Source organism: Hylemonella gracilis, from assembly GCF_004328645.1.
In the GTDB taxonomy this organism is placed as follows: Bacteria; Pseudomonadota; Gammaproteobacteria; order Burkholderiales; family Burkholderiaceae_C; genus Hylemonella; species Hylemonella gracilis_B.
In genome coordinates, this window is sequence record NZ_CP031395.1 from 824,464 (window position 1) to 850,837 (window position 26,374).

Genomic DNA, 26,374 nt, shown 5'->3' on the forward strand with positions numbered 1-26,374 from the left:
AATTCAGGCCACGCGGCAGATCTTGAGCATGTTGGTGCCGCCGGGCGCGCCCATGGGCTCGCCGCAGGTGATGACGTAGATGTCGCCGCTTTGCACGATGCCGCGCGCTTTGAGGTGCTTCTCGGCCTGCTCCAGCGCCGTGTCACGGTCGGCGCTGGTGTCCATGAGCAGGGGCGTGACGTTGCGGTACAGCGCCATCTTGCGCTGTGTTGTTACCCGCGGCGTGAGCGCATAGATCGGGATGTGAATGCGGTGGCGGCTCATCCAGAGCGCGGTGGAGCCGGAATCGGTCAGCGCCACCAGGGCCTTGGCGCCCAGGTGGTAGGCCGTGAACAGTGCGCCCATGGCGATGGACTGGTCGATGCGCGCGAAGGTCATGCCCGAGAAGTCGGCATCGAGCTTCACCTCCTCGGCGCCTTCAGCCGCCAGGCAGATGGCGGCCATCTCGTTCACGGTTTCAAGCGGGAATTTGCCACTGGCGGTCTCGGCCGAGGTCATCACCGCGTCGCTGCCGTCGAGCACGGCGTTGGCCACGTCGCTGACCTCCGCGCGCGTGGGCATGGGGTTGTTGATCATGGACTCCATCATGTGGGTGGCCGTGATCACGGTCTTGTCCATCTCGCGCGCCAGCTTGATCATGCGCTTCTGCAAGGCCGGCACCGCCGCATTGCCCACCTCGATGGCCAGGTCGCCGCGCGCCACCATGATGCTGTCGCTGGCGCGCAGAATCTCTTCCAGGTTCGGGATCGCCTCGGCGCGCTCGATCTTGGCGATCAGGTGCGGCTTGTGTTTGTATTCGGCTGCGGCGACGTTGCAGAGCCGGCGTGCCAGTTCCATGTCGGCGGCGTTCTGCGGGAAACTCACGGCCACATAGTCGGCCTGGAAGCTCATGGCGGTCTTGATGTCCTCCATGTCCTTGGCCGTCAGGGCAGGCGCGGTCAGGCCGCCGCCTTTCTTGTTGATGCCCTTGTTGTTGGACAACTCCCCGCCTTGCACCACCTTGCAATGCACGGCTTGGCCCTTGACGGCTTCGACCTCCATGACGATCAGGCCGTCGGCCAGCAGGAGCACGTCACCCACTTTCACGTCCTGCGGCAGTTCCTTGTAGTCCAGTCCCACGGCGTTGCCGTCGCCTGGTTCGGTGAGGCTGGCGTCGAGCACGAACTTCTGCCCGTTCTGGAGCTGCACCTTGTTCCCGGCGAACTTGCCGACGCGGATCTTCGGGCCTTGCAGGTCGGCCATGACGCCCACCTCGCACCCGGCACGGGCCGCTGCCTCGCGCACCAAGCGCGCCCGGTCAATGTGGTCCTGTGCCGTGCCGTGGCTGAAATTGAGGCGAACGACACTGACCCCGGAACGGATCATCTGTTCGAGCAGGCCCGGGTCGCTGGACGCGGGGCCGAGGGTGGCGACAATCTTGGTCGCGCGACGTGTCATGGTGTTTGTCTCCTGATGGGTTTGCCTCGCGATTCTTTCACGAAGCGGGTGGATCGGTACGACAAGACGAAAACGGCCCCGTGATAACCACGGGGCCGTTGACCTTGGACGCGCCGAAGCTCAGCCGAGTGCCCGTTTGCCCAGGATCTCGAATGCCGGGAGCGTCTTGCCTTCCAGCACCTCCAGGAAGGCGCCGCCGCCCGTGGAGATGTAGCCCACATCCTTCTCGATGCCGTACTTGGCGATCGCGGCCAAGGTGTCGCCACCGCCCGCGATGCTGAAGGCGCTGGATTCGGCGATCGCGCGCGCGATGGTCTCGGTACCGTGGGCAAAGGCATCGAACTCGAATACACCGACCGGGCCGTTCCAGACAATGGTGCCTGCGGACTTGAGTTGGGCGGCCAATTGCTTCGCGGTTTCCGGACCGATGTCGAGGATCAAGTCGTCGTCGGCAACGCCGGTCGCCTTCTTGATCGTGGCCACGGCGTCGGCCTTGAACTCCTTGGCCGTCACCACATCCACGGGAATGGGCACGGCCGCGCCACGGGCCTTCATGGCCTCGATCACCGCCTTGGCTTCGTTGACGAGGTCGGGCTCGGCCAGGGACTTGCCGATCTTCAGCCCGGCAGCCAGCATGAAGGTGTTGGCGATGCCGCCGCCCACGATCAGCTGGTCCACGTTCTTCGCGAGGGATTGCAGGATGGTCAGCTTGGTGCTGACCTTGCTGCCCGCGACGATGGCGGCCAGCGGGCGCTTGGGCGCGGCGAGGGCTTTTCCGATGGCGTCCATTTCGGCGGCGAGCAGTGGGCCGGCGCTGGCAATCTTGGCGTGTTGCGCGATGCCGTAGGTCGAGGCTTCGGCACGGTGCGCGGTGCCGAAGGCGTCATGCACGAAGATGTCGCAAAGCGCGGCCAGCTTCTGCGCCAGCGCGGGGTCGTTCTTCTTTTCGCCCTTGTTCAGACGCACGTTCTCCAGCATCACGAGCTGGCCGGGCGCGACCTGAACGCCATCCACCCAATTGGCGACCAGAGGCACGTCACGGCCCAGCAGTTCGCCCAGGCGTTGGGCCACCGGCGCCAGCGAGTCTTCAGGCTTGAATTCACCTTCCGTCGGGCGACCCAGGTGGGAGGTGACCATGACTGCTGCGCCGGCGTCCAGTGCCATACGAATGCAGGGAATGGACGCGCGGATGCGGGTGTCTTCCGTGATGCGGCCAGCGTCGTCCTGCGGCACATTGAGGTCCGCGCGGATGAAGACGCGCTGGTTCTTGACCCGACCCTGGGCACAGAGATCGGAGAAGCGGATGAAATTCATGGCATTGGTCCGGCTTGGGCGCCTGGCGCGGCGCGTGGGTGGTGTGAGGTCAGCCCAAGATTTTAAGGGCCCGACTTCACCGGCTCGGCCTCACCAGCCCAGGCCGATGTGCAGCGGCAGGTAGATCACCATGCCAGTGACGATGGTGCCGAGCACGCCCCGTTGCCAGAAATAGTAGACCGCCGCTCCGACGATGGCGGGCAGACGCGCGTCCTGCCAGGTGCGCAGGAACTCGCCCTGCGTCATCAGGATCTCGGGCGCGATCACGGCCACCAAAGCGGCCAGGGGCGCGTACTTCAGGCCGCGCTTGAGCCAGCTCGGCATCGGCAGCTCGCGTTCGGAAATCATGAAGAAGGCCCGGGTGACCACGGTGATCACGGTCAGGCCGATGACTGCGATGATGATCTCGAGCGTGCTCATGCGGGCATTCTCATGGATGACGCTCCTCGCGCAGCGGGACTTCGTCGCCCGACTTGATGCGCTGGCGCTCCTCGGGTGGCAGGCGGCTGTTCGCCGGCACGAGCACGACCTCGGGCATCTGGCGGTGCTTTTCCATCGCCTCGATCAAGAGGCCCACGGCCACGGCGGCGGCGATGGCCACCAGGATGTTGAGTTTGAGTGGCAGCGCGAAAGCGGCCACCGCTGCCGTGGCGGCCACGCCCGCCGATATCCAGCTCGCGCGGTCGAACAGCATGGACAGCAGCACGCCCAGCAAGGCCAGCGTGCCCGCGAAGCCCAGGCCCCAGGACAAGGGAACCTCGTTCGCCAGCAGGATGCCGGTGATGGAAAAGCCCTGCCAGGCCAGCCAGTTCGTGGATGCCGCGCCGCAGAAAAAAGGCAGCTGGTCGGGCACCGGGCGCTGGTCCGGATAGCGCTTCATGAAGGCGGCGAAAATCACGTCACCGCTGAAATAGGCCAGCCACAGACGCTGGCGGCGCGGTAGCCAGGAGAAGTAGGTACGCCAGAGGCTGCTGAAGATCACGAAGCGCAGATTCACGCAACTGGCCGTGAGCCAGACTACCCACAGCGGCGCGCCCGCCATGATGAGTGGCAGCGTGGCCAGCTGAGCGCTGCCAGCGTACACCAGCAGGGACATGAAGACCGCCATCCCGACGCCCATGCCGCTCTTGACCATGGCCACGCCCGTGACCAAGCCCCAGGCACCCACGCCCAGCGCGGTGCCGAACATCTCGCGCATGCCGTCGCGGAAAGCGGGATGGCGTGTGGTGGTTGCAACCGTCTGGCGCAGGCGACGGACGGTGGACGAAGAATCGGCGTGAGAACGCATGGTCAGGTGGCACCCAGCAGGGCACCGATGCGCAGGTGCGTGCCGCGCAGGAAGTTGGCTGCGGTCAGGCGCTTGCCGCCTGCGCGTTGCAGTTCTGTGATCTGCAGCAGGCCTTGCCCGCATTGCACGGTGATGCCTTCGGCGCCGAGCGCGATAACCTGGCCGGGAATCGGCTCGGCTTGCGCAGGGGGGCCTCGGTCGTGACGGCTGCCTGCACTGTGTGAGCCCGCCAGAGTTTGAGCACCTCGGCGCCGTGTTCGCCATCGAGCAGGGTCTGCGCACCGGGCGCGGGGTTGAAGGCATGGATGCGCCGCGCGATCAATACTGCGGAGTTGGACCAATCGATCTGGGCCTCGGCCTTGTCGATCTTGTGTGCGTAGGTAATGCCTTGTTCGGGCTGCGGCGTGGCGCGCAGTTCCCCGCGCGCCGCCAAGGCCAGGGTGCGCACGATCAGTTCGCCGCCCAAGGCGGCCAGCTTGTCGTGCAGGCTGCCGGTGCTGTCGTCCGGAGTGATGGGCAGGCGCTCCATGAGCAGCATGTTGCCCGTGTCCAGGCCGGCATCCATCTGCATGATGGTCACGCCGGTTTCGCGGTCACCGGCCTCGATGGCACGGTGGATGGGTGCCGCGCCGCGCCAGCGCGGCAACAACGATGCGTGGATGTTCAGGCACCCGAATTTGTGGGCCCCCACGCTTCCCGCTGCGCGTGGTTCGCTGCCCCCCGAGGGGGCGCTTTGCGCATTCGCGCCTTGGGACGGCCCGGCGGCGCTCATGCCATCGAGGACCCACTGCGGCAAGATCAGGCCGTAAGCCGCGACCACCATCACGTCGGCCTGTGCCGCTTCCAGCGCGGCACGGGCGGCCGCCGCGTCTTCGGGGTACTTGCCGTCCAGGCGCAGGCTGCGCGGCTGCGCGACGGGGATGCCGTGCTCCAGCGCGAACTGCTTGACCGGCGAGGCCTGTAGTTTCATGCCTCGTCCTGCGGGCCGGTCAGGCTGGGTCAGCACCAAGACAATCTCGTGCCCCGCCTGGTGCAGGGCCTGCAGAGCCACCCGGGCGAACTCGGGCGTCCCCGCGTAAACAACTCTCATCGAATTCCCGTTCAGGCCCGCGCGCCTTCGCGCTCGTTTTCGCGTTGCAGTTTCTGCATCTTGGTCTTGATGCGGTTGCGCTTGAGCGGGGACAGGTACTCGACGAAGACCTTGCCCATCAGGTGGTCCATCTCATGCTGGATGCAGATGGCCAGCAGGCCCTCGCACTCGACCGTGCGGGACTGACCCTCACCGTCCAGGGCGCGCACATGCACGCGCTCGTGCCGCTCCACGCCGTCGTAGATGCCGGGCACGGACAGGCAACCTTCCTCGTTGACCTTCGTTTCGGGGCTGGCCCAGACGATTTCCGGGTTGATGAAGACCAGCGGCTGCTCGCGTCCCTCGGACACGTCGATGACGACCAGCCGCTCGTGCACATTGATCTGGGTGGCGGCCAGGCCAATGCCATTCATGTCGTACATGGTGTCGAACATGTCGGCAATGAGCTGTTTGATGCGCGCATCCACGGCCTGCACGGGCTGTGCCACGGTGTGCAGGCGGGGATCTGGGTAAGTCAGGATGGGCAGCAAAGCCATGGTGTGATTCCTCCGAACCCGATATTTTCCGCGCTTTTTGCACTGCATTGCCGCCATGGGGGCTTGCGCGCACACTGAGACGCATGAACACGCATGACCTGTCGACTCAGGGCCGAGCCTGGCGCGCAGGCTCTGGTGTGCCTGGCCAGGGCCTGCGTCTGCCGGGAGCGGGTGGCCACCGAGCCCGGGGCGACGGAAGATGGAACACGAGGAGCTGAGTGCCTGGCTGCGCCTGTCCCTGGCTCCCGGACTGGGGCCGGTCAGCACGCGCCGCCTCCTGGCGGCCTTTGGTTCCCCCGAGGCCGTGCTGGCGCAAAGCCCGGCGGCTTTGCGCGCCGTGGTCAATACCCGGCAGGCCGAGGCGCTGCGGGGCGGCGCGAACCCCGCGCCCGTAGGCTGGGTCGAGCTGCTGGCCGACAGCTGGGCCTGGTTGCATGCGGTCGATGCGTCGGAGCAACGCGCCATCGTCGCGCTGGGGGAGCCGGGCTACCCCGTTGCCTTGCTGCAGATGGAAGACCCGCCCCTCCTGCTGTACCTGATGGGGCGACTCGAGGGCCTGCATGAGGGCCGTCTCTGGACAGGCCCTCTGGCCGAACGCCGTTGCCTGGCGGTGGTGGGCAGCCGCAATCCTACGCCCCAGGGGGCCTTGAATGCCCAGCAGTTCGCGCGCAGCCTGGCCGAGGCGGGTCTGGTCATCCTGTCTGGCCTGGCCCTGGGCGTGGATGGCGCGGCCCACGAGGGCGCGCTCGACGCACATGCCACCGACCCGGCGCGGCCGGCGACCGTGGCCGTCGTGGGCACCGGGTTGGACCAGGTCTACCCCAAGCGGCACACGGCCCTGGCCCGGCGCGTCGCCGCGCGGGGGGTCATCGTCAGCGAATATCCCTTGGGCACGCCACCGCTGGCCGAGAACTTCCCGCGTCGCAACCGGCTGATCGCCGGCCTGTCCTGCGCCACCCTGGTGGTGGAGGCCGCGCCGCAGTCCGGTTCGTTGATCACGGCGCGGCTGGCCGTGGAGCTGGGCAAGGAGGTTTTGGCCATCCCTGGCTCCATCCACAACCCGCAGTCCCGGGGCTGCCACGCACTGATCCGGCAAGGCGCGAAGTTGGTGGAGTCAGCGCAGGATGTGCTGGAAGAACTGCCCGCCTGGGCGGGCGCGCCGGCGGGAACGATCGCCGTGGCCAGTGCGACCGAAGCCGACGTTCATCCGTCCGAATCCGAGGAGGCCCTGCGCACGGCCCTGGGCGCCGACCCCGTGAGCCTGGACGCGTTGCAGGCCCGTACAGGCTGGCCGACCGCGCAATTGCAGGCGCGCCTGATGGCCCTGGAGCTGGGGGGCGAGGTGACGCGTCTGCCCGGCGGTCTGCTGCAGCGCTTGGTGCGGGGCTGATCTGCCGGTCGTGGCCGGTGCACTGTCAGGCGCACCAGCGGTTCGCACCTGGGCGACGTACCCGGAGCGGATGTAGGAAAAAGCCTGACAAGCTTGTCTCCCGAAACCCTGCAAGCTGCTGTCTCCGAAACTCTGTAAAGAAATCCGAAAAAAGATGGGGGAAAAGAACGGGAAAACAGCCTCATTACCCGTTGTCACACTTCGGGGTTCTTGAATACAGTCCCTCACATGTTCGATGTGCTTGTCTACGTCTACGAAAATTACTGGCAGGGCGATGCCTGCCCGGAGTGGTCTCAGCTTGAACGCACGCTGAGCACGCTGGGTTTCGAGCCCGAGGAGATCGAGGGGGCCCTGTACTGGCTCGACGGCCTGTATGACGCAGTGCAGGGCCAGCTGGAGCATCCCGAGCTTCAGCATCCGGCCAGCATGCGGGTGTATTTGCCGCGCGAGCAGGAACACCTGGGTGAGGAATGCCTGGGCTACCTGGGTTTTCTGGAGGCCTCCGGCCTGTTGCCCCCCTTCATGCGTGAAGTGGTGGTGGACCGTGCCATGGTGCTGCCCTCCGAGTACCTGTCGCGGGAGATGCTGCGCCTGATCTTGCGCATGGCCTACTGGAGCTTCGGCACCGAGCCGCAGGACCATCTGGTGCTCAACGAACTGTCCAACGACGGCGTGCTGCGCGTGCTGCACTGAGTCCGCCTGGGCCGCTTTCCAGCGGGATCAAGGGAATGGCGTCCGTGGGGCCGAGGTGGGCCGGATAAAATCGGAGGCTGTCCGAATCTGTCAACCATCTCCCCAGGGGAACCCCATGCCGCTCGTTTCCATGCGCGAACTGCTGGACCATGCCGCCGAAAACGGCTATGGCATTCCGGCCTTCAACGTCAACAACCTGGAGCAGGTGCAAGCCGTGATGGCCGCCGCGGATGAAGTGGGCGCTCCCGTCATCCTGCAGGCCAGCGCTGGCGCGCGCAAGTACGCGGGCGAGCCCTTCATCAAGCACCTGATCCAGGCGGCCATGGAAGCCTATCCGCATATCCCCCTGGTGATGCACCAGGACCATGGCACCACGCCCAAGGTCTGCGAAGGTGCTATTTCCCTGGGCTTCGGCTCGGTCATGATGGACGGTTCGCTCAAGGAAGACGGCAAGACCCCGGCCGACTTCGCCTACAACGTGGACGTGACCCGCAAGGTCGTGGCCATGGCGCACCAGGTCGGCGTCACCGTCGAAGGTGAGCTCGGTTGCCTGGGCAATCTGGAAACCGGCGAAGCTGGCGAGGAAGACGGTATCGGCGCCGAAGGCAAGCTGGACCACAGCCAGATGCTGACCGACCCCGAAGAGGCCGCCCAGTTCGTCAAGGCCACCCAGCTTGACGCCCTTGCCATCGCCATCGGCACCAGCCATGGCGCCTACAAGTTCAGCCGCCCACCCACCGGTGACATCCTGGCCATCAGCCGCGTGAAGGAAATCCACCGGCGCATTCCCAATACCCACCTGGTGATGCACGGTTCTTCCTCCGTGCCGCAGGAACTGCTGGCCATCATCAACCAGTACGGCGGCAAGATGAAAGAAACCTACGGCGTGCCCGTGGCCGAGATCCAGGAAGCCATCAAGCACGGCGTGCGCAAGATCAACATCGACACCGACATCCGCCTGGCCATGACCGGCGCGGTGCGTAAGTTCCTGGCCGAGAACCCGGACAAGTTCGATGCCCGTGAATGGCTCAAGCCCGCGCGCGAAGCCGCCAAGCTGGTCTGCAAGGCGCGTTACCTGGAGTTCGGCTGCGAAGGCCAGGGCGCCAGGGTCAAGAGTCAGGGCCTGGCCATGATGGCGCAGAAGTACGCCAAGGGCGAGCTGGCACAGGTCGTGCATTGAGCGTCGGCCTTGAGCCAACGCAGCTTGCGATAATCCACAGCCCGGCGACGCGCCGGGCTTTTTCTTTTCCGGGAACCTGTTCATGACCAGCGCCCTGCACACTTCCAGCCTCCGATCCCTGCCCCTGCTCGCGCGCGGCAAAGTGCGTGACAACTACGCCGTGGGGGAGGACCGCATCCTCATGGTCGCGTCCGACCGCATCAGCGCTTTCGACGTCATCATGGGCGAGCCCATTCCCGGCAAGGGCGAACTGCTGACGAAGATGGCGCTCTTCTGGTTCGACAAACTCGGGCACATCGTGCCCAACCACCTCACGGGCGCGGCGCCCGAAAGCGTGGTCCCGCCCGACGAGGTGGCGCAGGTCCGGGGCCGCGCCATGCTGGTCCAGCGCCTCAAGCCCATCCCGGTCGAGGCCGTGGTGCGCGGTTACCTCGCGGGCAGCGGCTGGAAGGAGTATCAGGAATCGCAGGCCGTCTGCGGCGTGAAGCTACCTGCCGGGCTGAAGAACGCCAGCAAGTTGCCCGAGCCCATCTACACGCCCGCGCACAAGGCCGAGATGGGCGAGCACGACGAGAACATCAGCTTCGAGAAAACCGTGGCACTCATCGGCGCCGAACTCGCCGCGAAGATCCGCGACGTTTCCATCGCGCTCTACACAACCGCGAGCGAGATCGCCTTGAAGCGGGGCATCATCATCGCCGACACCAAGTTCGAGTTCGGCCTGGACTCGCAGGGCCGTCTGGTGCTGATGGACGAGGTGCTGACGCCCGATTCCTCGCGCTACTGGCCGGTCGAAGGGTATGAACAGGCTTTCAAGCAAGGCAGCAACCCGCCCAGCTACGACAAGCAGTTCCTGCGCGACTGGCTGGAGCAGGCCCAGGTGGATGGCCAACCCTGGGGCAAGAGACCGCCCGCGCCGACCCTGCCCGCCGAGGTGATCGCGCAGACGGCGGCCAAGTACCAGGAGGCGCTGACCCGCCTCACCGGCGCCTGAACTACCCGACCACAGAACCAGGAACAGGAGCACGCATGACCATCGAAACACAGGAAGACCTGGAAGGACTGCGCCGCGTCGGCCGGGCGGTGGCCCTGGTGCGCGACGAGATGCTGGCCCGTGCCCGGCCCGGCATGACCACGCGCGAGCTGGATGCGCTCGGCGAGCAGTTGTTGGCGCGGCAAGGCGTGCGCTCCGCTCCGCGTCTGGTGTACGACTTTCCCGGCGCCACCTGCATCAGCGTCAACGAAGAAGCGGCGCACGGCGTGCCCGGGGATCGTGTGCTTCAGGCGGGTGATGTGCTGAACGTGGACGTATCGGCCGAACTTGGCGGTTATTTCGCGGACACCGGTGGCACGACCGTGATCCCGACCGGCTCTGCTCAGAAGACGCGGCTGTGCCACGCCACACGCGAGGCCTTGTCGAATGCCCTGCAGGTGGCCCGGGCCGGGCGCCTGATCCGCGATGTGGGCGCGGCCATCGAACAGACGGCCCGGCGTTATGGATTCCGAGTGATCGAAAACCTTTGCGGGCACGGTGTCGGTCGATCCCTGCATGAAGAGCCGGGGTACATCCCGGGTTATTACGACCGCACGGACACACGGGTGCTGCAGGAGGGCATGGTGATCGCCATCGAACCTTTCCTGTCCACCAAGAGCCGCACGGTGACGGAAGCCGATGACGGCTGGACCCTGGTGGGTGTGCCGGGCAATCTGTCGGCCCAGTTCGAGCACACGCTGGTCGTCACGCGCGGCGAGCCTATCGTGCTGACGGTGCATTGAAAAATGGCGTCCGAGGACGCCGTTGCACGCGAGGTTCGCAGGGCCGGGGCTGTCTGTCCGGCGTGGCTCAATTCAGGGCCATGCTCAGTTTGCGCCGGTAGCTCGACACCAACGCCGCCTGCTCGTCCTGCTGCACCGTCGCGTGGCCCGCGAGTTCGATGCCGCCGGCGCTCTTGCCGGCCGCCGCCTCCGCACCCTTGTCTTTGGCCGCGGGCGGTGTCAGCAATTCGAGGACGGCGATGTAGGTCTTGCGCGGCGCCTCGTCTGCCCACTTCCTGTCGCGCATGATGATTTCGAGCAGTTCGTCCAGCGCCGCCACCCACTCCTGCATGGCAATCAGCACGCGGGCCTTGGCGAAGCGGGCGTCGAAGTCGCGCTTGTTGGTCGCGATGCGCGCCTCGAAGGCATCCAGTGGCTGCTGGGCCTGAGGGTCGAGGGTCACGAACTCCAGCGCGTTCAGCCACTGCCGCAAGGCCTCGAATTGCAAGGGCACGGGGATGCGCGTGAGCGTGGGCGCCAACACCGCGGCCGCTTGCTCCAGCTCGCCCGCGCTGATCAGCAGCTTGGCGTAGTCGTAACGCACGGTGTCGTTGCCGGGGTCGGCCTGGAACGCATCCCCCAAGCGGGCGAGCGCACCGTCGATGTCACCAGCCTCCAGCGCCTCCTGGGCTTCCTCGGCTTCAGCCTGGGCCGCCAGTTCGCTTTCGCCGGGCAGGTGTTTGTCCAGGAACTCGCGCAGCTTGCCCTCGGGCAGCGCACCCATGAAGCCATCGACGGGGCGACCGCCGATCATCAGGATGCAGGTCGGGATGCTGCGGATGCCGAAGGCGGCGGCCAGTTCCTGCTGTTCGTCGGAATTGACCTTGGCCAGGGTGAAGCGCCCGCCATAGGCGACTTCCAGTTTTTCCAGGATGGGGCTGAGGGATTTGCAGGGGCCGCACCAGGGCGCCCAGAAGTCCAGCAGCACGGGCGTGGTCTGGGAAGCGAGGATGACCTCGGTCTCGAAGTTGTCGGCGGTGATGTCGAGCATGGGAGGGCGGCAGGGGATAATCGGGGCTTATGAAAACACTCATCGGTGTGGTCATGGGGTCCAGTTCGGACTGGGACACCATGCAACAGGCAGTCCAGATTCTCCAACACTTTGGCATCCCGCACGAAGCCAAGGTCGTCTCCGCGCACCGCATGCCGGACGACATGTTCGCCTACGCCGAGGCCGCCACTGAACGCGGCCTGAAGGCCATCATCGCGGGCGCGGGCGGAGCGGCGCATCTGCCCGGCATGCTGGCGGCCAAGACCGTGGTGCCCGTGTTGGGTGTTCCGGTGCAGAGCAAGGCCCTGTCCGGCGTGGATTCGCTGCACAGCATCGTGCAGATGCCCAAGGGCATCCCCGTCGCCACCTTCGCCATCGGCGCGGCCGGCGCGGCCAACGCGGCCCTGTTTGCCGTGGCCATGCTGGCCAACGAAAACCCGACCTTGCGCGACAAGCTGAACGCCTACCGGGCCGAGCAGACTGCGCAGGCGCGGGCGATGACGCTGCCGCCCGCGCTTTGATGGTCACGGGCGAGATGAGCAAGATGAAACCCATCCTTCCTGGTGCCACCCTGGGTGTCATGGGCGGTGGCCAGCTTGGCCGCATGTTCGTTCACGCCGCGCAGCAGATGGGCTATTTCACCGCGGTGCTGGACGCGGACCCGACCAGCCCCGCGGGGCGGGTGAGCCACCACCACATCCAGACCGGCTACGAAGATCCGCAAGGCCTGGCCGAACTGGCGCGGCTGAGCGCGGCCATCACCACCGAATTCGAGAATGTGCCCGCCCAGGCCTTGCGCCTGCTCGTGGCGCAAAAGCCCGTGGCCCCCAGCGCGGATGCCGTGGCGATCGCGCAAGACCGCGCGCAGGAGAAGGCGCACTTCACCCGATGCGGCGTGCCGGTGGCACCGAATGCCGTGATTGAAACCCCCGCGCAACTTGAAGCCGTCGGTGATGAGCTATTGCCGGGTATTCTCAAAACCGCGCGCCTCGGTTACGACGGCAAGGGCCAGGCGCGCGTCACGACGCGGGCCGAACTCGCTGCCGCCTGGGATGATCTGAAGCGCGTGCCCTGCGTGCTGGAAAAGATGCTGCCGCTGGCGGCCGAGGTGTCCGTCATCGTGGCGCGGGGTGCCGATGGGCAGATGGTCAATTTCCCCGTGCAGCGCAACCTGCACCGCGCGGGCATCCTGGCTGTGACCGAGGTGCACGAGGGCAATATCGATCCGGCTCTGGCGCGGCAGGCGGTGGCGGCGACGAAGTCCATTGCCGAGGGACTGGCCTATGTGGGCGTGCTCTGTGTCGAGTTCTTCGTGCTCGCCGATGGTTCGTTGGTGGTGAACGAAATGGCGCCGCGTCCGCACAACAGTGGTCACTACAGCATCGACGCCTGCGACCAGTCGCAGTTCGACCTGCAGGTGCGCACCCTCGCGGGCCTGCCACTCACGCAGCCGCGCCTGCACAGCCCGAGCTTCATGCTCAACCTGCTCGGTGACCTGTGGGGCAAGAACGGTGACGCCCCGGCGTGGGATCAGGTGTTGGCCCTGCCGGGTGCGCACCTGCACTTGTATGGCAAGCACGAGGCCAAGCCGGGTCGCAAGATGGGCCACCTGACCCTGACCGGCACCAGCGTGGCCGAGGTGCGCCAGACGGCCCTGGCAGCCGCCGCGTTCCTGGGCATCGCCCCTTTCTGAGCATGGTCGTTGACGGCCGTGACCCGTCTGCCGTCCAGCGCGCGGCCCAGGCTCTGCGCGCGGGTGAGTTGCTGGGCCTGCCGACCGAAACCGTCTACGGCCTGGCCGCTGATGCGGGCAACGACGCCGCCGTCGCGAAGATCTACGCGGCCAAGGGCCGCCCCCCGGGTCATCCGTTGATCGTGCACCTGGCTGACGAATCGGGCACGCGCGAGGCCCTCGCGCACTTTGCCGCCGAAGTCCCGGCGTTCGCCTGGCTGCTGATGGACGCCTTCTGGCCCGGACCGCTCACCCTCATTCTGCCGCGCCGTGCCGGCGTGGCCGCAACTGCCGCGGGGGGGCAGGACTCCATCGGCCTGCGCTGTCCCGCGCACCCAGTGGCCCAGGCCGTGCTGCGAGCGGCGCGGGCCCTGGGCGTGGTGGGCCTGGCGGCGCCCAGCGCTAATCAGTTTGGTCGTGTCAGTCCCACAACCGCAGCACATGTGCAAGCCGAGTTCGGCGAGGGCCTGCTCATCCTCGACGGCGGTCCCTGCGAGGTGGGCATCGAATCCACCATCGTCGACTGCACGCGGGGCGCGCCTGTGCTGCTGCGGCCCGGGCAGATCACCCGCGTTCGCATCGACGAGGTTCTGCGGGCAGCGGGCACCGATGCGCGTCTGCGCGATCAGCACGAGATCGCCGCGCGGACGGCCGAGGCCGCGCCCCGGGCTTCGGGCACGCTCGAATCGCATTACGCGCCGCGCGCCAAGGTGCGGCTGATGGATGCAGGGGCCCTGCAGTTGGCGCTACAAGATTCGCCGGCCCGGATCGCTGTCTATGCGCGCGCACGCCTGACCCTGCCCGCCGGGATCGTGCATCGGCCCATGCCGACGGAGGCCAGCGCGGCCGCCTATGAGCTGTTCGCGGCGCTGCGTGCGCTGGACGAGGCCGGTGTGCGGGAGATCTGGGTCGAGACGCCGCCCGATGCGCCCGCCTGGGAAGGCGTGGCCGACCGGCTGCGCCGCGCCGCCGCCTGAGCGGGCGACTACCAGCTTTCTCGGCCGATCAGCCCTTGCGGGACGCGCGGCTGTAGCGCAGCTTCATCCCCAGGATGGCCAGTGCCAGCGACAGGGTGACGACGTTGGCGGCCAGCAGCGGGCCCGAAGCCATGAGGGCGCCGTAGGCCACCCAGAGCGCGACCCCGGTGGTGAACAGGGCGTACATGCCCAGCGAGATGCCGCTCACGTCGCGGGTGCGGAAGGTGTGCAGGGCCTGGGGCAGAAAACTCAGGGTGGTCAGGCCTGCGGCCAGGTAGCCGATGAAGTCGGTCATGATGAGAAGGGTGCTTGGGAAGGCTTCGGCTCAGAAATCCACCAGGCTCAGGCCGATGCTGAACGTGGTGCGGCGGTAGTTGTAATCGATCAGTGAGTCGCCGTAACCGCTGAAAAGTTGCACATGCAGACGCAGGCCCGGCGCCTGGCTGTCCAGGGGGCGCAGCCATTCCATGCGCCAGGCCGTCAGGCCGCCGCGTTCGGTGTCGGGGCGCAGGTTGTGGCGCAAGGTCAGGCTCAGGCTGTGGCCCCGGTCCAAGTGCCAGGCCGTCAACAGCTCGGCCCGTCCGTAGGTCTCCTCGATGCCTGGGTTGTCATCCTGCGCGTTGATGTCGGTGTCGCTGTCGCCATCACCGTCACCGAGGCGTTGCCACAGGCGCAAGCCCACCGAGTAGCGGTCGTCCTTTTCCATCCCGGTCATCAGGATCACGCGGTTCCAGCTGCGCGACAGCGGCAGGGTCTGGCCGTTGGACTGGTGATTGACGGACAAGCCGGTGTAGCGCAGTTGCCAACCCCAGGGCAGTTCCAGTGGCGTGGGCGCGATGTAGATGAGTTCGGGTTCGTGGTCGGTGGTGCGGAAGGGGCGGGAGAGTTCCGCGTTGAAGAGTTGCCAATAACTCTGCTGGGTGTAGCCAAACCAAAGCGAATCACGCGGACCGCCGGCTTCCCAGAACAGCAGGCCCGTGGCGAGCTTGCTGCGCACCGAGAGTTGGATGCGCATTTCGTTGCGCTCATAGGCCTGGGCGTCGGCCGGGTCGACATCCCGTGTCGCGTTGTCCGACTGAGGGGCCGTGTTCACGCTGTCACCGTGGACCCAGGACAGGCTGATCGGCTTGTAGCCGCGGATGTTGAAGTTGCCGCAGTCCGTGTTGGCGTCCAGTTCCCAGTAGCGGACGTAGGAGGACCAGTTGCCTCGGCAGTTCCGGCTGGCGCTGGGCGGGGGGCGGGCGCTTCGATCTTGGAGGCGGCGGTCGTTGTTTGCTGCTGCGAACCCGCGTCGGGAACAGGCGCGGGTACTGTGGTCTGGGCCCGGGCGCCAGCCAGGAGCCCGGCCGACCCCAGCAGCAGCGCTGCGCAGGTCCGCGCGAGCGGGTGCCTCACACCGGGCTCCCGCTGGCTTGCTGCTGGGTTGCCGCGGCAGCCGCCGTGGCCTCGGCCTTCTTGGCGAATTCGGCGCGCAGGGCGCGCAGTTTCTCGCGCGGGTCTTCCTTGGCCGTGGCCTGGCTCAGGGCCATCTCGGCGATGAAACGGCTGGGTTGCGCGGCGATCATCTCGCGGCCCTTCTTGCGGCGCTTGGGCCAACTCACGGCCAAGGTGCGCTGCGCGCGCGTGATGCCCACGTACATCAGGCGACGCTCCTCCTGCAGGCGCTCGGCGATGGCGGCGCCCATGACCGAATCGTTGCCTTCGTGCTCACGTTGCGAGCCTCCCGCCGTGTCCGCGCCATCGTCGAGCTTGAAGGGCAGCAGCCCTTCGCACACACCGATCAGCATGACATGCGGCCACTCCAGGCCCTTGGCGGCGTGCAGGGTGGAGAGGGTCACCAGGTTCTGATCCTGCTGGCGCTCGGACAGCGTGGAGATCAGTGAGACGGTCTGTGCCACGTCCAGCAGGTTCTTCTTTTCGCTGGCGAAGTTGGTGCCGAAATTCGCACCATTCTCGTCCTCGATCTCGCCGCCGCAGCGCCCCGCCATCCAGTCGCAGAAGTCCAGCACATTGGTCCAACGCGAGGACGCGGCCTTCTCGTGCTCTTCGCTGTCGTACAGGTACTTCTCGTAGCCGATGTCCTTGAGCCACTCCAGCAGGAAGGCCAGCGCGGCTTCCTTGCCTTCCGTGTGGCGCGCGCGGTACTCCAGGTCGTTCACATAACGGCCGAATTCATGCAGGCTGTCCACCGCCCGGCTGTTCAGCACCGACGGCAGCGAACTGGAGAACAAGGCCTCGAACAGGCTGACCTTGTACTTGCCCGAGAAGGTGCCCAGGGCTTGCAGTGTCTGGTGGCCGATGCCGCGCTTGGGCGTGGTGATGGCGCGCAGGAAGGCGGGGTCGTCGTCGTTGTTGACCCACAGGCGCAGCCAGGCACAGAGGTCGCGGATCTCGGCGCGGTCAAAGAAGCTGATGCCGCCCGAAACCTTGTAGGGAATGTTGGCCTTGCGCAGCGCCTGCTCCAGGATGCGCGACTGGTGGTTGGCGCGGTAGAGCACGGCGAAGTCTTTGAACTCCTTGTGCTGCGAGTTCTCGCGCAGGCTCTGGATGCGCGCCACCATGCGCTCGGCTTCATGCTCCTCGTTGTCCGCGTCCACCACGCGCACCGGCTCACCCGCGCCGAGCTCGCTCCACAAGGTCTTGGGGAAGAGCTTGGGATTGGGGCCGATCACATTGTTCGCGGCTTCCAGGATGGCGCTGGTGGAGCGGTAGTTCTGCTCCAGCTTGATGATGCGCAGGTTGGGGAAATCGATCGGCAGCTTCTTCAGGTTGTCCAGCGTCGCGCCGCGCCAGCCATAGATGGACTGGTCGTCATCGCCCACGGCCGTGAAGTGCGCGCGTTGCGGGTCGTCGGAGGTGAGCAGCTTGAGCAGCTCGTACTGCGTGGCGTTGGTGTCCTGGTACTCGTCGACCAGGATGTGGCCCATCATCTGCTGCCACTTGGCGCGCACCTCCGGGTGCTCGCGCAGCAGCTTGAGCGGCAGGCCGATCAGGTCGTCGAAGTCCACGCTCTGGTAAGCCGTCAGGCGCTCCTCGTAGCGCGCCATGATCTTGGCGGTGACGCGCTCGTTGTCGTCCGCCGCCTGGGCCTCGGCCTGCGAGGCCGTCAGGCCGGCGTTCTTCCACTTGCTGATGGTCCACTGCCATTGCCTGGCGGTGGCCGCGTCGGTGCTGCCGCCCGCGTCCTTCAGGATGCTGGTCACGTCGTCGCTGTCCATGATGGAGAAGTTGGCCTTCAAGCCCAGCGCCTCGCCATCTCCGCGCAGCAGGTGCACGCCCAAGGCGTGGAAGGTGCAGATGCGCACCTTCTTCGCGTCCCGGCCGATCAGCCCCTTGGCGCGCTCGCGCATTTCGGCGGCGGCCTTGTTGGTGAAGGTGATGGCCGTGATGCGCTGCGGCTCCAGTCCGGCCTGGATCAGCCGCCCGATCTTGTGCGTGATGACCCGGGTCTTGCCCGACCCCGCGCCCGCCAGCACCAGGCAGGGCCCATGCAGGTGGTTGACGGCGTCTTGTTGGGCGAGGTTGAGACCGGCGGACATGCGGATGGCAAACGGGACACGAAGTGGCAGGGCGAGTGATGATACCTGCGCACACTCTGTTGCACGCCCGACCTTGCACAATGACAGCCATGCAGAACCTGCTCCAGATTTTCTCGGTCACCTTCCCCTTCTTCGCCCTCGTGCTCTGCGGCTACCTCGCCGCCCGTCGTCGATTGCTGCCGTTGGAGGCGATCCCGGGACTCAATGGTTTTGTGCTGTTTTTTGCCCTGCCCTGCCTGCTTTACCGATTTGGCGCGAGCACGCCCATCGCGCAGCTGCTGGATTTCTCGGTCTTCCTGATCTGGCTGCTGTGTGCCCTGCTCATGGTGGGCTTCACGATCGCGGTGACGCTGAACCGGCGCATTCGCTGGAACGACGCCGCTTTCGGCGCCCTGGTGGCGGCGTTCCCGAACTCCGGCTTCATGGGTGTGCCCCTGTTGGTGGCCTTGCTGGGTGCCCAGGCCGCGGCGCCGGTGATCGTGGGCATGCTGGTGGACATGGTGATCACCACCTCGCTGTGCATCGCGTTGTCACGCCTGGACGGCGCGGACAAGCATGGCATGGCCGTCGCGCTGAAGAACGCGCTCAGGGGCATGCTGACCAATCCCATGCCCTGGGCCATCCTGCTCGGGGCCTGGCCTCCTGGGTGCAGCTCGAACTGCCGGGGCCGGTGTTCAAGACCGTGAGTCTGCTGGCTGACGCGGCGTCGCCCGTGGCCCTGTTCACCATCGGCGCCGTGCTTGCGCGTTCGCAGATCCTCGTCGAGCGCGATGGCCATGCACCCATTCCCATGCGCGACTACGTGCCCGTGGCAGTCTTCAAGCTGCTGCTGCATCCCTTGCTCGTGCTGCTGGTGGGCCTGGGTGCCATGCAATGGGGTGTTCCGCTGACACATTCCGCGCTCACAGTCATGGTGCTGGCCGCAGCCTTGCCCAGCGCGAGCAATGTGTCCTTGCTGGCCGAGCGTTTCGGTGCCGACAACGGGCGCATCGCCCGCATCATCCTGGTCTCCACGGCCGTGGCTTTCCTGAGCTTCTCGGGCGCCGTCAGCTTGATGCGCTGAATCGGGTTAATACCAATGACTATTCATACATGGATAGTCATGGCCTATTTGATAGATTGGCTCAATCAAATGGCCCCGTCAATAGATGGCTCATAGACTGGCGTCCCGTCAACACCAAGGAGCCTTGCATGTCACTGTCCTTCATCGATCGGCAGTCCTGGATGGAAACCCTGGCTGCTCTGGCGCAGGTCTATTGATCGGCCTATTGTGTCCTTCCCATCTTTCCGACGCGCGCCACGCGCGTACCTCACCAAGGAGAGCTCCCATGTCCGATGAAGCCAAATGCCCTTACCACCACGCCGCAGGCGGCGGCACCAGCAACCTGGACTGGTGGCCGAACCAGCTGCGCGTGGATCTGCTGAATCAGCACTCGCAAAAATCCAATCCGCTGGGCGAGCGGTTCGACTACGCGGAGGAGTTCAAAAAGCTGGACTACAAGGCGCTCAAGGCCGACCTGGTCAAGCTGATGACCGACAGCCAGGACTGGTGGCCGGCCGACTTCGGCCATTACGGTCCGCAGATGATCCGCATGGCCTGGCACGCCGCAGGCACCTACCGCACCACTGACGGCCGTGGCGGCGGCGGCCGGGGACAGCAGCGTTTCGCGCCGCTGAACTCCTGGCCCGACAACGTCAACATCGACAAGTCGCGCCGCCTGCTCTGGCCCATCAAGCAGAAGTACGGTCAAAAGATTTCCTGGGCCGACCTCTTCATCCTCGCGGGCAACGTGGCGCTGGAGTCGATGGGCTTTCGCACCTTCGGTTTCGCGGGCGGGCGTGAAGACGTCTGGGAACCGGATCTGGACGTCAACTGGGGTCCCGAGATGAAGTGGCTGGGCGTGGACCCGAAGCAGCGCATCGGCGACAAGCGCGAACTCGGCGGGCCCTTCGGCGCCTCCCACATGGGCCTGATCTACGTCAACCCCGAAGGCCCCAACGCCAGCGGTGACTACCTGCTGGCGGCCAAGGACATCCGCGAGACCTTCTACCGCATGGCCATGAACGACGAGGAGATCGTCGCGTTGATCGCGGGTGGTCACACCTTTGGCAAGGCCCACGGCGCCGCGCCCGAATCACACAAAGGGCCGGAACCCGAAGCCGCGGGCATCGAAGCCCAGGGCCTGGGCTGGAACAGCAATTACGGCAGCGGCCACGGCAAGGACACCATCTCCAGCGGCATTGAAGTCACCTGGACCAAGACCCCCGCGCTGTGGAGCAACAACTTCTTCGAGAACCTGTTCAAGTACGAGTGGGAACTGGAGAAGAGCCCGGCCGGCGCCAAGCAGTGGGTGGCCAAGAACGCCGAGGACATCATTCCGGACGCGCACGTCAAGGGCAAGTTCCACAAGCCGAAGATGCTGACCACCGACCTGACGATGCGCTTCGACCCCGAGTTCGGCAAGATCTCCAAGCGCTTCCTCGAGGACCCGCAGGCCTTTGCCGATGCCTTCGCCCGCGCCTGGTACAAGTTGACGCACCGTGACATGGGCCCCAAGGCCCGTTACCTCGGCCCGGAAGTGCCCAAGGAAGACCTGATCTGGCAGGACCCGCTGCCCGCTGCCAGCCACAAGCCCACGGCCGCCGACATCACCGACCTCAAGGCCAGGATCGCCGCGTCCGGCCTCTCGGTCAGCGAGTTGGTGTCCGTGGCCTGGGCCTCGGCGTCCACCTTCCGTGGGGGTGACAAACGTGGCGGTGCCAATGGTGCGCGCATCCGCCTGGCGCCGCAGAAAGATTGGGCCATCAACAAGCCCGTGCTCAAGACCCTGGCCAAGCTGGAGGGCATCCAGAAGGCCAGCGGCAAGGCCTCGCTGGCCGACGTGATCGTGCTGGCCGGCGTGGTGGGCGTGGAACAAGCCGCCAAGGCCGCCGGCGTGACGGTGGAGGTGCCCTTCGCGTCGGGCCGCGTGGACGCCACGCAGGCGCAGACGGACGTCGAATCCTTTGCCGTGCTGGAGCCCATGATCGACGGTTTCCGCAATTTCGGGCGAGGCAAGGATGGCACGCCGACCGAGGCCATGCTGATTGACAAGGCCCAGTTGCTGACCCTCACCGCGCCCGAACTGACCGCCCTGGTCGGTGGCCTGCGCGTGCTGGGCGCCAATGCCGATGGCGGCAAGCACGGCGTGTTCACCGACAAGGTGGGTACGCTGACGAACGACTTCTTCGTCAAGCTGCTCGACATGGGCACGCAGTGGAAGGCCACCGATGCCAGTGCCGAGCTCTTCGAAGGCAAGGACCGCAAGACGGGCAAGGTGAAGCACACCGCCACCCGCAACGACCTGGTCTTCGGTTCCAACGCCGTGTTGCGCGCCTATGCCGAGGTCTATGCCTCGGCCGACGGCCAGCGGAAGTTCGCGCAGGACTTCGTGGCCGCCTGGACCAAGGTCATGAACCTGGACCGCTTCGACCTGCGCCAGTGAGCCAGCGTCTTCGGGCGTGACCGTGAGTCAAAAGCCGCCGGGCTAAACTCCGGCGGCTTTTTCCATGGCAACGGACGATACCGAGGAGACTTTCATGCGACGCTTTCTGAAACCGGCCGGGCTGGCGCTGCTGGGCCTGGGGATGGCCCTGACCGCGCAGGCGCAGGCCCCGGCGGCGAACTACCCCGACAAGCCCATCCGCCTCATCGTGCCTTTTCCGCCCGGCGGCGGCACGGACATCCTGGCGCGACTGGTCGCAACCGAGTTGGGCGCACGGCAGGGGTGGACTCTGGTGGCCGACAACAAGGCCGGCGCGGGCGGCACCATCGGCATCGGCGAGGCCGTCAAGGCCGCGCCCACGGGCTATGAGTTGGTGATGGGTCAGAAGGACAATCTGGTCATCGGTCCTTGGCTCTACAAGGGCCTGACTTGGGACCCGACGCGTGACTTGGTGGCCGTCGCCCATGTGGCCTACACGCCGGTGCTGATCGCGACCAGCGTCAACTCCAAATTCCAGAGCCTGGAGGACGTGATCGCCGCGGCGCGCAAGGACCCGGGCAAGATCAGCTATGGCTCGCCGGGCAACGGCACCTCCATCCATCTGGCGGCGGAACTGTTCCAGAAGGCCGCGGGCATCCAGCTCACGCATGTGCCTTACAAGGGCTCCAACCCCGCGCTGATGGACGCGCTGGCAGGCAACATCGACTTGCTGGTTTCGTCCGTGCCCTCGGCCATGGGGCAGATCAAGGCGGGCAAGCTGCGCGCCCTGGCCGTGACCTCCGCGGCGCGCAGTTCGTCGCTGCCCGAGGTGCCCACCGTGGCGCAGGCGGCCCGCCTCAAAGACTTTGACGTCAGCACGTGGTACGGGCTGTTCGCGCCCGCGGGCACGCCCGCGCCGGTGGTGGACAAGCTGCATGCCGCCGTCAACCGCCTGCTGGAAGACGCGGCCGTGCGCGCCGCGATCCAGGCCCAGGGTGCCGAGCCCCAGGCCAAGAGCGCGGCGGCCTTCGCCACGCAGCTGCGCACCGAGTACCCGCAGTGGAAGGGCATCGTCGAGGCGGCCGGCGTCAAGCTGGACTGAGGCGTCGCCCGCGCGAGGGTCTCTGGACCGGACCCGTGCCGTGCCCGATGGAGCGGTCCGGCAATTGCGCTGACCGCGCTCGGATCGGCGCACAACTCGCCGCTCAGATGGCCAGCGGGTCGACGTCCACGGCCCAACGCAGGATGCCCTGCCCCTCGGGGGTGCCGCGCAACGCGTGCAGCGTTTCCTGCCAATCCGAGAGAAAACGTTGCAGTGCCGCGCGCGAGGCGCTTTCCACCAGCATCTGCGCGCGCTCCACATTGGCCACGCGCTGCACGCTCATCGGAACGGCCGGGTAGACCGTGACTGCCAGCTGCGCGGCCGCGTCCTGGCCCAGGGTACTGGCGGCGTTCAGGAAGGCCTGGGCGCCTTCCTGCGTGCGGGCCTCGGCACGCACCAGGGCCTGGAAGCTGAATGGCGGCAGGCCTGCCTGTTCCCGTTCCTGCAACTGTTGCGCGGCGAAGGCGGGGTAGTCGTGCTGTTTCAGCGTTTCATAGAGTGGATGCGCCGGCTGCTCGGTCTGAACCCAGACCTCACTGGGACGGCCTGCGCGGGCCTGCGCCTCCGTGTCCCGCCCGGCCCGGCCCGCGACCTGCATGAGCAGGGAGAACAGGCGCTCCGGAGCGCGGAAGTCGCTGGAGAACAAGGCGGTGTCCGGGTTGATGACCGCGACCAGGGTGATGTTGCGGAAGTCGTGGCCCTTGGCGATCATCTGCGTGCCGACCAGAACGTCCACCTCGCCTTGGTGCACCTGGGCCAGCTGAGCTTCCAGCTCACCCTTGTGCCGCGTGGTGTCAGCGTCGATGCGGGCGATACGCACCGGGCCAGCCTCGGCTGCGGTCGCTTCGGTTCCGGCTGGCGTGCCCGCGGGTCGCTGCACGTCGGCCAGCAACTGGGCCAACTGCTCCTCGATCTGCTCCGTGCCGCGCCCGATCGGGCGTATGTCCGGGCTGCCACAGGCGGGACAGGCGCGCGGCACCCGCTCGGTGTAGCCGCAGTGGTGGCAACGCAGCGTGCGGTCGATCTTGTGGAAGACGCGATAGGCGCTGCAGTGCGGGCACTCGCTTTTCCATTCGCATTCGGCGCAATGCAACACGGGCGCGTAACCGCGCCGGTTCAGGAAGACCAGGCATTGCTCGCCGCGCGCGATGCGTTCCCGCATGGCCGCGAGCAAGGGGGGCGAGAACACCGCCCCCTTGGGCTGGTGCCGCATGTCCACCCGCCGCACGAGCGGCAGGCCGCCGCCCGGCGCGTCGGGCTGGTCCGTGGCGCCCACGCGGCTGGGCATGGCCAGGCGGACGTAGCGCCCGCCGTCGTCGGCCGGCCGGCTGTGGTGCCAGCTCTCCAGCGAGGGCGTGGCCGAGCCGAGGATGACCTGGGCGTTTTCCAGTCGGCCGCGGTAGACCGCGAGGTCACGCGCCGAATAACGCGCACCCTCCTGCTGCTTGTAGCTGGGGTCATGCTCCTCGTCGACGACGATGAGCTGCAGGCGCGGCAGGGACGCGAAGACCGCCATGCGCGTGCCCAGCACGATGCGCACCGGGCTGACAACTGTGCCGCGATCGTGGTTGTCGCTCTCGCCGTCGCTGACGAGGTCCCCATGCGCGGCCAGCCAGCTCCGCAGGCGCTGCGGGTTCGTCATGCCGCTGTGCAGGGACACCACGCGGGCGGCCCCGAAGCGTGCGATGAAGCGGGCTTCGAGCTGCGGAGTCAGGTTGATCTCGGGCACCATGACCAGGGCCTGGGCCTGCGGATCCCGTGCCAGCAAATCCTGGACTGCGCGCAAATAAACCTCGGTCTTGCCGCTGCCCGTGGCGCCGAACAGCAGGAAAGGCGCGCTGGCATCGTGTTTTGCCAGGGCTTCGAGCGCGGTGGCCTGTTCGGCGGTCAGCGTGGGCAGCGGGCCGATGGGCGCGCTGGGGTCAGGCGCCTTCAAGGAGGTCCGGCGCTGTTTCTTGAGCCGTCGGGCCAGCTGCTCGCCACTCAGTTCCCGCAGCGCCGGCGGCAGGGCGGCCAGGGCCACCTCGCCCGCCGATCGCTGGTAATAACGCGCGGTGAAATCCACCAGCCGCCGCCAGCTCTCGGACAAGGGTGGCAAGGCCGTCAGAGCTTCCGCGATGGGCCGCAACTTGTCCGCGTCGATCGCGGGCGTGTCCGCGGCCGCGGTTGTGCTGTCCCACACGATGCCGAGCAACACCCGCCGGCCCAGCGGGACACGTACCAGGGTGCCTGGCACAAGTGCTTGCTCACTCAACCAGGTCAGCGTCCCTCCCGACAGGTGGATTGCGCTGTGTGCCGGCGTGGGAACCAGGATGGGAAGCGGGTGCGCCATGCGTGAGTCGATGCGTCGGAAGCCGGACTTAGGCTCTGAACTTGGTTTTGTTTTGTGAAAGCATCGCTAAGTGCTTGATCTGCAAGGGCTTAAAACTAATCCAGTGCTTCTGTGGATAACTTTGTTGAAAAGGCCCCGGACAAAGGGCTGCAAGCCTTGAAAATCAAGGCTTCCAACAGATTGCCTTTGAAAAAAGCAATTTACGATCCTCATATGAATCAATGACTTAGAAGCGCTATGGCTTTGATAGCGGGGCGCTGGCAGCGTGGCGGGAGCAGGTCACAGGGCTTACGGATTTTGTGCATAAGTAAGTCCGTGCCCCCTTGACAAAGCTTGGGCGAAGGAGGTCAGGAAATCCAGCCGGACCTCAGGCCTGCCGCAGCGCCCGCGACTGCGCGTGCACGGCCTCGACCAGCGCCGTCACATGCTCGGGGGGGTGTATTGGCTGATGCCGTGGCCCAGGTTGAAGATGTGCGTGGGGCCGGGGCGCGTGGCGTCGCTGTGGGGCGTGCCGAAGCTGGCCAGCACCTTGGTCACCTCCGCCTCGATGGCGGCGGGCGGCGCGAACAGCACGTTCGGGTCCAGATTGCCCTGCAGGGCCTTGCCTTGCGTGCCCTCGCCCACCAGGGCGCGAGCCGCGCCGAGGTTGACCGTCCAGTCCAGGCCCAGCACCTCGCAATCCAGCGCGCCCATTTCATGCAGCCAGAGGCCGCCGCCCTTGGTGAAGACGATGCGTGGCACCACCTTGCCATCCACGCCGGTGCGTTTCAGCTGGGCCAGCACGCGCGCCGTGTAGGCCAGGCTGAACTGCTGGAACACGCCGTCGGCCAGCACACCACCCCAGCTGTCGAAGACCATCACGGCCTGCGCGCCCGCGTCGATCTGCGCGTTCAGGTAGGCCGCCACCGCGTCCGCGTTCACCTGCAGGACGCGGTGCATCAGGTCCGGGCGTGCGTAGAGCATGCTCTTGACGAGGCGGTAGTCATCCGAGCCCGCGCCTTCGACCATGTAGCAGGCCAAAGTCCAGGGGCTGCCCGAGAAGCCGATCAGCGGCACGCGGCCGTCCAGTGCCTTGCGGATGGACGTCACTGCGTCGAAGACATAGCGCAGCTTGTCCAGGTCCGGCACGGCCAGCCTGGCCACGGCGGCTTCGTCACGCACGGGTGAGGCGAACTTCGGTCCCTCACCCTGCGCGAAGGACAAGCCCAGGCCCATCGCGTCGGGCACCGTCAGGATGTCGGAGAACAGGATGGCCGCGTCCAGTGCGTAACGTTCCAGCGGCTGCAGCGTTACTTCGGTGGCGTAGTCCACGTTCGTGGCCAGGCCCATGAAGCTGCCCGCGCGTTCGCGGGTGGCGCGGTACTCGGGCAGGTAGCGCCCGGCCTGGCGCATCAGCCACAAAGGGGTGTAGTCGGTGGCCTGCCGCAGGCAGGCGCGCAGGAAGCGGTCGTTTTTCAGAGGGGCAAAGCGGGTCATGCCCCGATTGTCGCAAGG

The 26,374-nt window shown here is 66.5% G+C and carries 20 protein-coding genes and 3 pseudogenes; 11 read left to right on the forward strand and 12 right to left on the reverse strand.

What is annotated here, in order from left to right; translation table 11 throughout:
- Positions 1–3: 3 nt before the first annotated feature.
- The 6 genes and pseudogenes from pyk to def all read right to left on the reverse strand — a co-directional run bounded on the left by pyk (position 4) and on the right by def (position 5,665).
- Complete coding sequence (pyk, locus tag DW355_RS03980; protein WP_131278056.1) at positions 4–1,437, reverse strand: pyruvate kinase; 1,434 nt, start codon at positions 1,435–1,437, stop codon at positions 4–6.
- Between the two features lie 120 nt (positions 1,438–1,557).
- Positions 1,558–2,751, reverse strand: a complete 1,194-nt coding sequence (locus DW355_RS03985; RefSeq protein ID WP_131278057.1) for a phosphoglycerate kinase — start codon at positions 2,749–2,751, stop codon at positions 1,558–1,560.
- Positions 2,752–2,841: 90 nt separating this feature from the next.
- The gene (locus DW355_RS03990) at positions 2,842–3,171 is read right to left on the reverse strand and encodes an AzlD domain-containing protein (protein WP_131278058.1); all 330 of its coding nucleotides are present in this window, start codon (positions 3,169–3,171) and stop codon (positions 2,842–2,844) included.
- Positions 3,172–3,181: 10 nt separating this feature from the next.
- Positions 3,182–3,949 carry an AzlC family ABC transporter permease gene (locus tag DW355_RS03995; RefSeq protein ID WP_131282275.1) on the reverse strand — a complete coding sequence of 256 codons (768 nt, stop codon included), beginning with the start codon at positions 3,947–3,949 and terminating at the stop codon, positions 3,182–3,184.
- Positions 3,950–4,041: 92 nt separating this feature from the next.
- A pseudogene (locus DW355_RS04000) lies at positions 4,042–5,129 on the reverse strand (methionyl-tRNA formyltransferase).
- Between the two features lie 11 nt (positions 5,130–5,140).
- The gene (gene def / locus DW355_RS04005; RefSeq protein ID WP_207388079.1) at positions 5,141–5,665 is read right to left on the reverse strand and encodes a peptide deformylase; all 525 of its coding nucleotides are present in this window, start codon (positions 5,663–5,665) and stop codon (positions 5,141–5,143) included.
- 199 nt (positions 5,666–5,864) lie between these two features.
- On the opposite strand from def, the gene dprA reads away from it, so the two are divergent.
- From dprA to map, 5 genes are all read left to right on the forward strand, one after another.
- Positions 5,865–7,055 (forward strand): DNA-processing protein DprA, encoded by a 1,191-nt coding sequence (gene dprA, locus DW355_RS04010; RefSeq protein WP_131278060.1) that lies wholly within the window; start codon positions 5,865–5,867, stop codon positions 7,053–7,055.
- Between the two features lie 228 nt (positions 7,056–7,283).
- Positions 7,284–7,748, forward strand: coding sequence for a DUF494 domain-containing protein (locus tag DW355_RS04015; protein WP_131278061.1), 465 nt, complete (start codon positions 7,284–7,286; stop codon positions 7,746–7,748).
- A 115-nt stretch (positions 7,749–7,863) separates the two neighbouring features.
- The gene (gene fba, locus DW355_RS04020; protein WP_131278062.1) at positions 7,864–8,928 is read left to right on the forward strand and encodes a class II fructose-bisphosphate aldolase; all 1,065 of its coding nucleotides are present in this window, start codon (positions 7,864–7,866) and stop codon (positions 8,926–8,928) included.
- 82 nt (positions 8,929–9,010) lie between these two features.
- Complete coding sequence (locus DW355_RS04025; RefSeq protein ID WP_131278063.1) at positions 9,011–9,922, forward strand: phosphoribosylaminoimidazolesuccinocarboxamide synthase; 912 nt, start codon at positions 9,011–9,013, stop codon at positions 9,920–9,922.
- 35 nt (positions 9,923–9,957) lie between these two features.
- Complete coding sequence (map, locus tag DW355_RS04030; RefSeq protein WP_131278064.1) at positions 9,958–10,704, forward strand: type I methionyl aminopeptidase; 747 nt, start codon at positions 9,958–9,960, stop codon at positions 10,702–10,704.
- A 67-nt stretch (positions 10,705–10,771) separates the two neighbouring features.
- Here the strand turns inward: map and trxA are convergent, their stop codons facing one another.
- Positions 10,772–11,734: a thioredoxin gene (gene trxA / locus DW355_RS04035; RefSeq protein WP_131278065.1), complete on the reverse strand. Its 963-nt coding sequence runs from the start codon at positions 11,732–11,734 to the stop codon at positions 10,772–10,774.
- A 29-nt stretch (positions 11,735–11,763) separates the two neighbouring features.
- Between trxA and purE the strand changes: the two genes are divergently transcribed.
- The 3 genes from purE to DW355_RS04050 are packed head-to-tail and all read left to right on the forward strand — an operon-like array spanning position 11,764 to position 14,443.
- On the forward strand, positions 11,764–12,255 hold the full coding sequence (purE, locus tag DW355_RS04040; RefSeq protein WP_131278066.1) for a 5-(carboxyamino)imidazole ribonucleotide mutase: 492 nt from the start codon (positions 11,764–11,766) through the stop codon (positions 12,253–12,255).
- Between the two features lie 14 nt (positions 12,256–12,269).
- Positions 12,270–13,427 carry a 5-(carboxyamino)imidazole ribonucleotide synthase gene (locus tag DW355_RS04045; protein ID WP_131278067.1) on the forward strand — a complete coding sequence of 386 codons (1,158 nt, stop codon included), beginning with the start codon at positions 12,270–12,272 and terminating at the stop codon, positions 13,425–13,427.
- 2 nt (positions 13,428–13,429) lie between these two features.
- Complete coding sequence (locus tag DW355_RS04050; RefSeq protein ID WP_131278068.1) at positions 13,430–14,443, forward strand: L-threonylcarbamoyladenylate synthase; 1,014 nt, start codon at positions 13,430–13,432, stop codon at positions 14,441–14,443.
- Between the two features lie 28 nt (positions 14,444–14,471).
- Here the strand turns inward: DW355_RS04050 and DW355_RS04055 are convergent, their stop codons facing one another.
- The 3 genes from DW355_RS04055 to DW355_RS04065 are packed head-to-tail and all read right to left on the reverse strand — an operon-like array spanning position 14,472 to position 17,982.
- Positions 14,472–14,738, reverse strand: a complete 267-nt coding sequence (locus DW355_RS04055) for a SemiSWEET transporter (protein WP_131278069.1) — start codon at positions 14,736–14,738, stop codon at positions 14,472–14,474.
- 30 nt (positions 14,739–14,768) lie between these two features.
- Positions 14,769–15,878 (reverse strand): phospholipase A, encoded by a 1,110-nt coding sequence (locus tag DW355_RS04060; RefSeq protein ID WP_131278070.1) that lies wholly within the window; start codon positions 15,876–15,878, stop codon positions 14,769–14,771.
- A complete protein-coding gene (locus DW355_RS04065) occupies positions 15,835–17,982 on the reverse strand; it encodes an ATP-dependent helicase (RefSeq protein WP_131278071.1) in 2,148 nt (715 codons plus the stop codon). Before DW355_RS04065 ends, DW355_RS04060 begins: the two co-directional genes overlap by 44 nt.
- Positions 17,983–18,071: 89 nt before the next feature.
- Between DW355_RS04065 and DW355_RS04070 the strand changes: the two are divergent.
- From DW355_RS04070 to DW355_RS04080, 3 genes and pseudogenes are all read left to right on the forward strand, one after another.
- Positions 18,072–19,045, forward strand: a pseudogene (locus DW355_RS04070) (AEC family transporter).
- Positions 19,046–19,310: 265 nt separating this feature from the next.
- Positions 19,311–21,467, forward strand: a complete 2,157-nt coding sequence (gene katG / locus DW355_RS04075) for a catalase/peroxidase HPI (RefSeq protein ID WP_131278072.1) — start codon at positions 19,311–19,313, stop codon at positions 21,465–21,467.
- Positions 21,468–21,561: 94 nt separating this feature from the next.
- The gene (locus DW355_RS04080) at positions 21,562–22,548 is read left to right on the forward strand and encodes a Bug family tripartite tricarboxylate transporter substrate binding protein (RefSeq protein WP_131278073.1); all 987 of its coding nucleotides are present in this window, start codon (positions 21,562–21,564) and stop codon (positions 22,546–22,548) included.
- Between the two features lie 103 nt (positions 22,549–22,651).
- Here the strand turns inward: DW355_RS04080 and priA are convergent, their stop codons facing one another.
- On the reverse strand, positions 22,652–24,880 hold the full coding sequence (gene priA / locus DW355_RS04085; protein WP_131278074.1) for a replication restart helicase PriA: 2,229 nt from the start codon (positions 24,878–24,880) through the stop codon (positions 22,652–22,654).
- A 367-nt stretch (positions 24,881–25,247) separates the two neighbouring features.
- Positions 25,248–26,356: pseudogene (gene hemE, locus DW355_RS04090) on the reverse strand (uroporphyrinogen decarboxylase).
- Positions 26,357–26,374: the final 18 nt, after the last annotated feature.